The 10667-nt window shown below is 62.2% G+C and carries 11 protein-coding genes; 1 reads left to right on the top strand and 10 read right to left on the bottom strand.

Annotated features, from left to right (window positions below; genetic code table 11):
• A partial coding sequence (locus JMN22_RS26200) for an OprD family outer membrane porin (protein WP_198798218.1) occupies nt 1-238 on the top strand: 238 nt, incomplete at its 5' end.
• Nucleotides 239-446: 208 nt separating this feature from the next.
• Here JMN22_RS26200 and pcaC read toward each other — a convergent pair.
• The 10 genes from pcaC to JMN22_RS26150 all read right to left on the bottom strand — a co-directional run bounded on the left by pcaC (nt 447) and on the right by JMN22_RS26150 (nt 10569).
• Entirely contained in the window at nt 447-839 is a 393-nt protein-coding gene (pcaC, locus tag JMN22_RS26195) for a 4-carboxymuconolactone decarboxylase (protein WP_030142291.1), read from the bottom strand.
• A 10-nt stretch (nt 840-849) separates the two neighbouring features.
• A complete protein-coding gene (gene pcaD, locus JMN22_RS26190; RefSeq protein WP_198798219.1) occupies nt 850-1650 on the bottom strand; it encodes a 3-oxoadipate enol-lactonase in 801 nt (266 codons plus the stop codon).
• Between the two features lie 12 nt (nt 1651-1662).
• The gene (locus JMN22_RS26185) at nt 1663-3027 is read right to left on the bottom strand and encodes a 3-carboxy-cis,cis-muconate cycloisomerase (protein WP_198798220.1); all 1365 of its coding nucleotides are present in this window, start codon (nt 3025-3027) and stop codon (nt 1663-1665) included.
• 166 nt (nt 3028-3193) lie between these two features.
• Nucleotides 3194-4489: an MFS family transporter gene (locus tag JMN22_RS26180; protein ID WP_198798221.1), complete on the bottom strand. Its 1296-nt coding sequence runs from the start codon at nt 4487-4489 to the stop codon at nt 3194-3196.
• Nucleotides 4490-4769: 280 nt separating this feature from the next.
• The gene (pcaG, locus tag JMN22_RS26175) at nt 4770-5336 is read right to left on the bottom strand and encodes a protocatechuate 3,4-dioxygenase subunit alpha (protein WP_030142295.1); all 567 of its coding nucleotides are present in this window, start codon (nt 5334-5336) and stop codon (nt 4770-4772) included.
• Nucleotide 5337: 1 nt separating this feature from the next.
• Nucleotides 5338-6042, bottom strand: a complete 705-nt coding sequence (gene pcaH / locus JMN22_RS26170) for a protocatechuate 3,4-dioxygenase subunit beta (RefSeq protein WP_030142296.1) — start codon at nt 6040-6042, stop codon at nt 5338-5340.
• Nucleotides 6043-6079: 37 nt separating this feature from the next.
• Entirely contained in the window at nt 6080-7285 is a 1206-nt protein-coding gene (gene pcaF, locus JMN22_RS26165; protein WP_198798231.1) for a 3-oxoadipyl-CoA thiolase, read from the bottom strand.
• Nucleotides 7282-8061 carry a CoA-transferase subunit beta gene (locus JMN22_RS26160; protein ID WP_198798222.1) on the bottom strand — a complete coding sequence of 260 codons (780 nt, stop codon included), beginning with the start codon at nt 8059-8061 and terminating at the stop codon, nt 7282-7284. The genes pcaF and JMN22_RS26160 overlap by 4 nt, the downstream gene beginning before the upstream one ends.
• A complete protein-coding gene (locus JMN22_RS26155; RefSeq protein WP_030142299.1) occupies nt 8058-8918 on the bottom strand; it encodes a CoA transferase subunit A in 861 nt (286 codons plus the stop codon). The genes JMN22_RS26160 and JMN22_RS26155 overlap by 4 nt, the downstream gene beginning before the upstream one ends.
• A gap of 304 nt (nt 8919-9222) precedes the next feature.
• Entirely contained in the window at nt 9223-10569 is a 1347-nt protein-coding gene (locus JMN22_RS26150; RefSeq protein WP_030142300.1) for an MFS transporter, read from the bottom strand.
• Nucleotides 10570-10667 lie beyond the last annotated feature (98 nt).

Below are 10667 nucleotides of genomic sequence, written 5' to 3'. Positions count from 1 at the left end.
CGGCGTGCCGGGCCTGACCCTGATGAACCGCTACATCAGCGGTGACAACGTGCACACCGCCACCGTCGATGACGGCAAGGAATGGGGCCGTGAAACCGAACTGGCCTACACCGTGCAGAGCGGTGCGCTGAAGAGCCTGAACGTGAAGTGGCGTAACTCGACGATGCGCCGGGACTTCAGCACCAATGAGTTCGATGAGAACCGGTTGATCGTCAGCTATCCGATCAGTCTGTTGTAGAAGCCAAACATGGAGGGAGGCTGTACCACCGTCATCGCGAGCAAGCTCGCTCCCACAGGGTTAAATGTCGAGCACAAAATTTGTGTTCCCTGAAGATCCAGTGTGGGAGCGAGCTTGCTCGCGAAGGCATCATCACATTCAACATTGATGCAAGCTGACCCACCGCTTCCGCGAGCAGGCTCGCTCCCACAGGGATCGGGGGTGGGTCTCACCCCCGTGATTCGACGCCCAGTTCATCCCAGACCGATTCGGCCAGGTGAAAGGTGGCGTTGGCTGCCGGGATGCCGCAGTAGATGGCGCTCTGCATGATCACTTCCTTGATCTCGCTGCGGCTCACGCCGTTGTTGGCGGCGGCGCGCAGGTGCAGCTTGAGTTCTTCGTTGCGGTTCATACCGATCAGCATGGCGATGGTGATCAGGCTGCGGGTATGGCGCGGCAGTCCCGGGCGGGTCCAGATGTCGCCCCAGGCGTGACGGGTGATCATCTCCTGGAATTCGCTGTTGAATTCAGTCAGGGCGTTGAGGCTGCGATCCACGTGGGCATCGCCCAGCACGGCGCGGCGTACCTGCATGCCTTCGTCGTAACGTTGTTTCTCGTCCACAAAAAACTCCTCAGGCCCGGCCGGAATCAAGCAGGAAATCCAGCACCCGCGCGCTGAATGCGGCGCCGGCCTGGACGTTGGAAAGATGTGCAGCGTAAAACTCGGCGTACTCGGCCCCACTCACGCGCTCCTGGATGAAGTGCCCGCCCGACGGCGGCGTCACCGCATCTTCGGTGCCGGCGATCACCAGCAGCGGCACGCGAATCGACACCAACTGCTCGCGGAAATCGGCATCACGCACCGCCGCGCAGTTGGCTGCATAACCTTGGGGAGACGTGGCGGCCAGCATGTCGGTGATTTTTTTTGCCGTCGCAGGCTGCGCCTCGGCAAAGTCCGGGGTAAACCATCGGGCAATCGAGGCGTCGCGCAACGCCACCATCGCATCCTTGCCATCGCGCAGCACGGTTTCGATGCGCGGGTTCCACATCGACGGATCGCCAATCTTGGCTGCCGTGTTGCACACCACCAATTTGCGCAGGCGTTCACCGGCATGGATGCCCAGCCACTGACCGATCAACCCTCCCATGGAAAGGCCGCAGAAGTGCACCTTGTCGATATTCAACTGATCCAGCATCGCCAGCACATCGCGGCCCAGTTGTTCGATGCTATAGGGACCTTCGGTCACCAGCGACTGGCCATGCCCCCGCGTATCGAAACGCAGCACGCGAAAATGCTCGCTAAAGGCAGGAATCTGCTCGTCCCACATATGCAAATCAGTGCCCAGGGAGTTGGAGAGCACCAGCACCGGGGCGTCTTGCGGCCCATCGAATCGGTAGTTCAGATCGCCTTCGGCGAGTTTGACGAATCCCACAACTATCTCCTTTCAGGCATTCAGGGCAAGGTGTTCGGCCACGGCCCGGGCAACCCAGGTCTGGGCCTGGCCGAGGTAATGGGCCGGGTCGAGCAGATGATCGAGCTCGGTCGTGGACAACTGCGCGGTGACCTGGGGTTCATCCCCCAGCACAGCGCGCAGATGCCGCTGTTCGGCCACGGCGCGCTTGCAGCATTGTTCGAGCAAGTGATGCGCGGTATCGCGCCCCACACGTTGGGCCAGGACGATGCTCACCGCTTCCGCCAGCACCAACCCCTGGGTCAGTTCCAGGTTGCGGGCCATGCGCGCCGCATCCACGTCCAACCCTTCGGCCAGCAGTCGCGCCTGTTGCAAGGCACCGGAGACCAGGCAACAGATCTCCGGCAGGGTTTCCCATTCGGCGTGCCACAGGCCCAGGCTGCGCTCGTGTTCCTGGGGCATGGCGCTGAACAGTGTCGACAACAAGCCAGGCACGCGCGTCGCCGCGCCGATCAGCACCGCCGCACCAACCGGGTTGCGCTTGTGGGGCATGGTCGACGAACCGCCCTTGCCTGGCGCCGACGGCTCGAACGCTTCGCCGGCCTCGGTCTGCATCAACAGGCTGATGTCGCGCCCCAATTTGCCCAGGCTACCGGCGACCAACCCCAGCACCGCGCCGAACTCCACCAGACGATCGCGCTGGGTGTGCCACGGTTGTTCCGGCAGGGTCAGTTGCAGCTCGGCGGCCAGAGCTTCGGCCACCGGCAGCGCCTGTTCACCCAACGCGGCAAGTGTCCCGGAGGCACCGCCGAATTGCAGCACCAGCAGACGCGGCTTGAGTTCGCGCAGGCGTTGTCGGCTGCGGGTAACCGCCCCCAGCCAACCGGCGATTTTCATGCCCAGGGTCACCGGCGTGGCGTGTTGCAACCAGGTGCGCCCGGCCAGCGGTGTGGCGGCATAGCGGTCAGCTTGTCGGGCCAGGATGACGGCCAGTTGCGCCAACTCTTCCTCGATATGCGCCAGCGCCTGGCGCAGTTGCAGCACCAACCCGCTGTCCATCACATCCTGGCTGGTGGCGCCCAGGTGCACGTAGCGTTCAGCCTCGGCGCTGTCGGTGGCGATGCGCTTGCCCAACGCTTTCACCAGCGGGATCGCCGAATTGCCGGCGCTGGCAATCGCTTCGCTCAACGCGGAAAAATCGTACAGCTGGGCACGGCAGGCGTTCTCGATCGGTGCCACCGCGTCCTGGGGAATCAGCCCTACTCGCGCCTCGGCCCGGGCCAGCGCGGCCTCGACATCCAGCATCGCCTGGACCCGCCCCGCATCACAGAAGATCTCGCGCATGTCGCGGGCGGTGAAGTAGGCATCGAACAGCTGATTGGCCGGTCGTTCGCTCATAAACAGTCCTTGGGAAGGTAGATGCCTTTGTGGCGAGGGAGCTTGCTCCCGCTTGAGTGCGAAGCGCTCACAAGAGAGGGCTGCTGCGCAGCCCAACGGGGATAAATCCCCTCGCCACAGCAAGCTCCCTCGCCACAATGATTCAAACAAGCCTTAAGTGAATGGATCAAAGATCATGGTGCAAATACGTCGGTTGCTTGGGCAGGCGCAGGCTGAACAGGAACGCCACCACCATCATCACCGTGACATACCAATAAAACGCGTTCTCCATGCCTTGGGCTTTCAGGCTCAAGGCGACGTATTCCGCCGATCCACCAAAAAGCGCATTGGCCACCGCGTAAGCCAACCCTACTCCCAGCGCGCGCACTTCAGGTGGAAACATTTCGGCTTTCACCAGGCCACTGATGGAGGTATAGAAACTGACGATCGCCAGCGCGAACGTGATCAGCACAAAGGCCAAAAACGGGCTGCTGATGCTTTTCAGCGTCAGCAGGATCGGCACCGTGCATAGCGCCCCAAGGCCACCGAACCAGAGCATGGAGTTACGCCGACCGATCTTGTCCGCCAGCATGCCGAACAGCGGCTGCATGCACATATAGAGGAACAGCGCGCCGGTCATGATGTAGCTGGCGGTCTTGGCGTGCAGGCCGGCGGTGTTCACCAGGTATTTCTGCATGTAGGTGGTGAAGGTGTAGAAAATCAGCGAGCCACCGGCGGTGTAGCCGAGCACGGTGATGAACGCGGCCTTGTGGTCGCGAAACAGCGCGGCGATGCTGCCGGCGTCCTTGTTTTCGCGCATTTCCTTGCTGCTGGTTTCCTTCAAGGAACGGCGCAGGAACAGGGATATCACGGCCGCTACCGCGCCCACCACGAACGGAATCCGCCAGCCATAGGCACGCAGTTCGTCTTCGTTGAGAAACTGTTGCAGGATCACCACCAGCGACACCGCCAGCAGTTGTCCGCCAATCAGAGTCACGTACTGGAACGACGCAAAGAAGCCACGCTGGCCTTTCAGGGCGACTTCGCTCATGTAGGTGGCGGTGGTGCCGTACTCGCCGCCGACCGACAGGCCTTGCAGCAGGCGTGCGAACAACAGCAACAGCGGTGCCCAGACGCCGATGTCCTTGTAGGTGGGCAGGCAGGCGATGAGCAACGAGCCGAAACACATCATCAGCACCGAGATCATCATTGAGTTCTTGCGCCCATGACGGTCCGCCACCCGCCCGAAGATCCAGCCGCCGATGGGTCGCATCAGGAATCCGGCGGCGAACACACCGGCCGTGTTGACCAGTTGCACCGTCGGGTTGTCCGAGGGGAAGAAGGCCGGCGCGAAGTAAATCGCACAGAACGCGTAGACGTAGAAGTCGAACCATTCGACCAGGTTGCCGGATGAGGCACCGACGATGGCGAAGATGCGCTTGCTGCGCTCCTCACCGGTGTAGTGGCTGGTTGGGGTGGTCATGGGTTATTCACTCGTTGGGGCTGACGAAGTCTAGACACACTTCGTAACACTCCCGTTCCACAAACAGTTTTTCAACGTGTAGTGCCTGTACTACCGCCATCAAGAGCAAGCTCGCTCCCACAGGGATTGCATCATCTCTGTGGCGAGGGAGCTTGCTCCCGCTCGGCTGCGAAGCAGTCGCAAAACCAGACACCGCGACCTTTCTGATACATCGAGGCGCCTGCCATGGGCTTGCTGCGCAAGCCAGCGGGAGCAAGCTCCCTCGCCACGGGGGGTTCATTCAATAATCGAAGAACACCGTCTCGGCATCCGTGCCCTGCAGGATCACATTCCACTGATACACGCCCGACGTATCGGGCTTGGCGACGAGGGTACCGCGACGTTCCTCGGGAACGCAGGCCAGCAGCGGATCGGCTTCGTTGGCGGGCTCGCCATCGAAATAGATCCGCGTCAGCAGATGCTTGACCAGCCCGCGAGCGAACACCAGCACCACCAGATGCGGCGCCTGGGTCGTGCCCCCCAGCCCCGGCACAGTGCCGGGCTTGATCGTCGTGAAGCGGAAGCGTCCTTCGGCATCCACCGGCACCCGACCAAAACCGTCAAAATGTGGGTCCAGGGGTTTGTTTTGGTCGTCTTCCGGGTGCGCGTATTTGCCAGCGGCGTTGGCCTGCCAGACTTCCAGCATCGCGTCGTTGACGAACTGGCCGTTGCCATCGACCACCTGCCCGGTGATCGCCACGCGCTGGCCGAGCGTCTCGGCAACGGTCAGGTCTTCGCGGTTCAGCCACGTCAGGCCGATGTGGTAGTAAGGCCCGACGGTGTGGGACGTAGTGGCGTTGAGCGTCATCTTATTTCTCCATCGGCGTGGCATCGCGGCCGCGCAAGACGATGTCCCAGCGATAACCGAGGGCGTAGTGAGGGACGGTTTTTTCCAGATCGAAACGGGCGATCAGGCGTTCCTTGGCACTTGTGTCCGGCACGCAATTGTAGATCGGGTCGTATTCCAGCAACGGATCGCCCGGAAAATACATCTGCGTCACCAGGCGCGTCAGGATGCTCGGCCCGAACAGTGAGAAATGGATATGCGCCGGGCGCCAGGCGTTATGGTGATTACCCCACGGATAGGCGCCGGGCTTGATGGTCTGGAACTGATACCAGCCGTCGGCGTCGGTGACGGTGCGACCGGTGCCGGTGAAATTCGGATCCAGCGGCGCATCGTGGTCGTCACGGTCATGGTTGTAGCGACCGGCGGCGTTGGCCTGCCAGATCTCCACGAGGATGCCCGGCACTGGCTCGCCGTGCTCATCCAGTACGCGCCCGTGAATGATGATTCGTTCACCCAGCGGCTCGCCAGCATGCTGGGCGGTCAGGTCGTGGTCCTTCTCCTTCAGGCGATCGGCACCTACGGTCGGCCCGGTAATTTCCGACAGCGAATGAGGCAGGTACACCAGCGGCTTGGACGGCGATCGCAGGTTGGTGGACTGGTACGGCGGGTGCAGATACTCCGGCTGGGTGCCCGCTTGTGGGCGACGATAACCAGGCTTGTCAGTCATGAAGCATTCCTCGGTTTCTTATTAGTAGAGCGACGCATCAGACACGTTCGATCGCCAGCGCCAGACCTTGGCCGACGCCGACACACATGGTCGCCAAGCCTTTCTTGCCGCCTGTTTTTTCCAGATGATGCAGTGCTGTCATCACCAACCGTGCGCCGCTCATGCCCAGCGGATGACCCAAGGCGATCGCCCCACCGTTCGGGTTGACTTGCGGCGCATCGTCCGCCAGTCCCAAGTCTCGCAATACCGCCAAACCTTGGCTGGCGAAGGCTTCGTTAAGCTCGATCACATCGAAATCCGCGACGGCCAATCCCAGGCGTTCGGTGAGTTTGCGCACCGCCGGCACCGGACCGATGCCCATCACCCGTGGCGCCACACCGGCGCTGGCCATGCCCAACACTTTTCCGCGGGGCGTCAAGCCATGTTTTTTTACTGCTTCGGCCGACGCCAGGATCAACGCGGCCGCGCCGTCATTGACGCCCGAAGCGTTGCCGGCGGTGACCGTCTTGTCCGGACCGTTGACCGGTTTGAGTTTGCCCAGGGTTTCCAGCGTGGTGTCAGGGCGAGGATGTTCATCCTGCTCGACCACGGTTTCGCCCTTTTTATGGGCGATGCGCACCGGCACGATTTCCTCGGCGAAAAACCCTGCCGCCTGGGCCGCCGCCGTGCGTTGCTGGCTGCGCAAGGCGAAAGCGTCCTGGTCGGCGCGGGACACCGCGTAATCATCCGCCACGTTATCAGCGGTCTGCGGCATCGCATCCACGCCGTACTGGGCTTTCATCAACGGGTTGATGAAACGCCAGCCGATGGTGGTGTCTTCCAGTTTCATGTTGCGGGAAAATGCCGCGTCGGCCTTGCCCATCACGAACGGTGCACGAGACATCGATTCCACGCCGCCGGCAATCGCCAGTTCCATCTCGCCACTGGCGATGGCGCGGAACGCGGTGCCGATAGCGTCCATGCCCGAGGCGCAGAGCCGGTTGAGGGTCACGCCGGGAATGTTGTCCGGAAGGCCCGCCAACAGCAGCGCCATGCGCGCCACGTTGCGGTTGTCTTCACCGGCCTGGTTGGCGCAGCCAAGGAACACTTCGTCCACCGCGCTCCAATCCACCGACGGGTTGCGCTCCATCAATGCCTTGATCGGCACGGCGGCCAGGTCATCGGCGCGCACGCCGGACAAACCGCCGCCAAACCGGCCGATGGGGGTTCGAATCGCATCACAGATATACACGTCGCGCATCAGGCTTCTCCCGGTGCCTGGCCGTGGGCCGCCGCGGTGCGAGCTTCCAGGTCGCGCAATGCGCGCAGCTCGACTTCGGTCGGCTCGGCGGTGGTGTGCACCTGGTCGGCGAAACGGATCGCCCACCCGGTGGCCGCAATAACTTGCTCGCGAGTCACGCCGGGGTGCAATGCGGTGACCACGAATTCATGGCTGCTGGCTTCCGGTTCCATGATGCACAAGTCGGTGATGATGCCCACCGGACCTGCGCCCGGCAGGCCCAGGCGCTTGCGCGAATCGCCGCCTTCGCCGTGACCGACCGAGGTGATGAAATCCAGCTTGTCGACAAACGAACGCGCCGACTGCTTGAGGATGATCAGCACGCTCTTGGCCGAACCGGCGATTTCCGGCGCGCCACCGGCACCCGGCAGGCGGACTTTCGGTTGATGGTAATTGCCCACCACCGTGGTGTTGATGTTGCCGAAACGGTCGACCTGGGCCGCGCCGAGGAAACCGACGTCGATACGTCCGCCCTGCAGCCAATAGCGAAAAATCTCACCGGTCGGGACGACAGTGTCCGCGGTTTCCGCCAGCTCGCCGTCGCCGATGGACAGTGGCAACACGCTGGGCTTGGCGCCGATCGGGCCGGATTCATAGATCAGCACGACGTCTGGCGATGAGGTCAGACGCGCCAGGTTGGCCGCTTTCGACGGCAGGCCGATGCCGACGAAGCACACGGCATTGTTCTTCAAGCGACGCGCCGCGGCGACGGTCATCATTTCGTTGGTGGTGTAGTTCATGCGTTCACCTGCGAAGCGGCTGCCAGTCGGGCCTGGAATTCACTGAAATCCCGAGTGCCGTGGATGTATTCGTTGATCCATGCGGTAAACGTCTCACGGTCCCGGGCGATCGGATCCCACGCCTGGTAGAAACGATTGTCACGCTCGGTGTAGCCGTGGGCGTAGGACGGATGGGCACCGCCGGGGACATGGCACACCGCGCTCAACGCCCAGGTCGGCAGCACGCAGGCGTTCATCGGCGCGTTCAGGTCGTCGACGATTTCTTCCACGGTGACGATGCAACGCTTGGCGGCCAGGGCGGCTTCTTTCTGCACGCCGAGAATGCCCCACAGCAGCACGTTGCCCTTGCGGTCGGCTTTCTGGGCGTGGATCACCGTGATGTCCGGGCGTACCGAAGGTACAGCGGCCAATACTTCACCGGTGAAGGGACAGGTCACGCTCTTGATCAGTGGGTTGACCTTCGGCAGGTCGGAACCGGCGTAGGCTCGCAGTACCGCGAACGGTAGGCCGGAGGCACCGGCGACGTAGGCATTGGCCAGGTCGGCGTGGCTGTGTTCTTCGATCTCCAGCGGGTGCGGCCATTGTTTTTCCACGGCATCGCGCAGGCGGTGCAAGGACCCGACGCCAGGGTTGCCGCCCCAGGAGAAAATCAACTTGCGAGCACAACCGGCGCCGATCAACTGGTCGTAGATCAGGTCAGGCGTCATGCGTACCAACGTCAGGTCTTTCTTGCCCTGGCGAATGATTTCATGACCCGCCGCCGTTGGTATCAGGTGCGTGAAGCCTTCGAGCGCGACGGTATCGCCGTCGTTGACGAATTGCTTCACCGCGTCGTGCAGCGAAAGGATTTCAGCCATGGGGCAGGCTCCCGTTTTTCCAGTAGACCGACGTGAAGAAAAAGGCGCGAGGTCAAGCGCCGGAGTGACTGAAGATTAAGCTTCGGGATGACGGCAAAACAATCCGATAATCGACTGAGTGTTCGTTTATCGAACAGATTGTTGTTTGGCTATCGATTTCCCCTGCCATCGGAAACACGCGGGACTGTGGCGAGGGAGCTTGCTCCCGCTGGGCTGCGTAGCAGCCCAAAAAAATCAGGGCCGCTTCGCGCCCCAGCGGGAGCAAGCTCCCTCGCCACGGGTGAGGATTCAGGCTCGGAAAAACTCAGGTCGCATCCGCATGGCTGACCATGCCCTTGATCACCACCGCCGTGGTCGCCAGGGCCGCAGGAATGACCAACGCCGTCAGGACCTGCTCGAAGTTCCAGCCCAGGCCCAACAACGTCGCGCCCATCCAGGCGCCAAGGATCGCCCCGAACCGACCGATGCCCAGCATCCAGGAAACCCCGGTGGCCCGGCCCTGGGTCGGATAGAAGCGCGCCGCCAGGGAAGGCATCGCCGATTGCGCGCCGTTTACGCACATGCCGGCCACCAACACCAGGGTGGCGAGCAAGGTGATGTTGCCCAGGCTCTGCCCTACCGCGTAGGCAAACAGCCCGGCCATCAGATAGAAAATGCCGATGACCTTGTGCGGATTGAACCGGTCCATCGCCCACCCCACGCCGACCGCGCTCAAGACGCCGCCGAATTGAAACAGCGCACCGATAAACGCGGCCTGTTCCATGCTCGCGCCACTGTCACGCATCAGGGTCGGTAGCCAACTGGTCAGGAGATAGACAATCACCAGCCCCATGAAATACGTCAGCCACAACAACAAAGTGCCAGCGCTGTAGGTCCCGGAGAAAATCACCGCCAGCACGTTGCGCGCCTTCACGGTTTTCTGTTCCGGCACACTGAAGCTGGATGCCCGGGCAATAGTCGAAGGATCAATCGGCGCCAAGGTCTTGCGCACTTTGTCCGTGCCACGGTTCCGCACCACCAGGTAACGCGCCGACTCGGGCAACCAGAACAACAGCACCACCGCCAGGATCAGTGGCAGGATTCCGCCGATCATCAACAGGCTGTGCCAGCCGAATGCCGGGATCAACTTGGCCGAAATGAACCCGCCGCCAGCCATGCCGAGGTTGAAGCCACAGAACATGCTCGTCACCAGCAGCGACTTCTTGCGCTCCGGCGTGTACTCGGAGAGCAGCGTCGTGGCGTTCGGCATGCCAGCGCCCAGGCCCAGGCCCGTCAGGAAACGCAGCACCAGCAATTGGTCGACATTGGTGCTGTAGGCGGAAGCCAGGCTGAATGCGCCGAACAGGGCGACGGCCCCGACCAGCACGACCTTGCGCCCGAAGCGGTCCGCCAGGGGCCCGGAACCCAACGCGCCGAAGACCATGCCGATCAGCGCGGCACTCATCACCGGTCCAAGGCTGGCCCGGTCGATGCCCCAGTCCTGGGACAGGGCCGGCGCGATGAAGCCCATGGCCGCCGTATCGAGGCCGTCGAGGAAAACAATCAGGAAACAGAGAATGACCACGCGCCACTGATAGCGCGAAATCGGTTGAGCGTTGATGAAGGACTGCACATCAAGGCAAGTGCCTACGGAAGTCTGGGGCTGGTTCATTTTATTTTTATTCCACGCAAGGGACGCCAGATGACGCTGCGCGACATTAATGAGACCAGGCAAATACCGTCAATTCATCCCGGCCGACTGTGTGCGTT

The sequence above is a fragment of the Pseudomonas sp. HB05 genome (genome assembly GCF_016756915.1).
Lineage (GTDB): Bacteria > Pseudomonadota > Gammaproteobacteria > Pseudomonadales > Pseudomonadaceae > Aquipseudomonas > Aquipseudomonas alvandae.
This window is presented reverse-complemented; position numbering and strand designations above follow the sequence as displayed.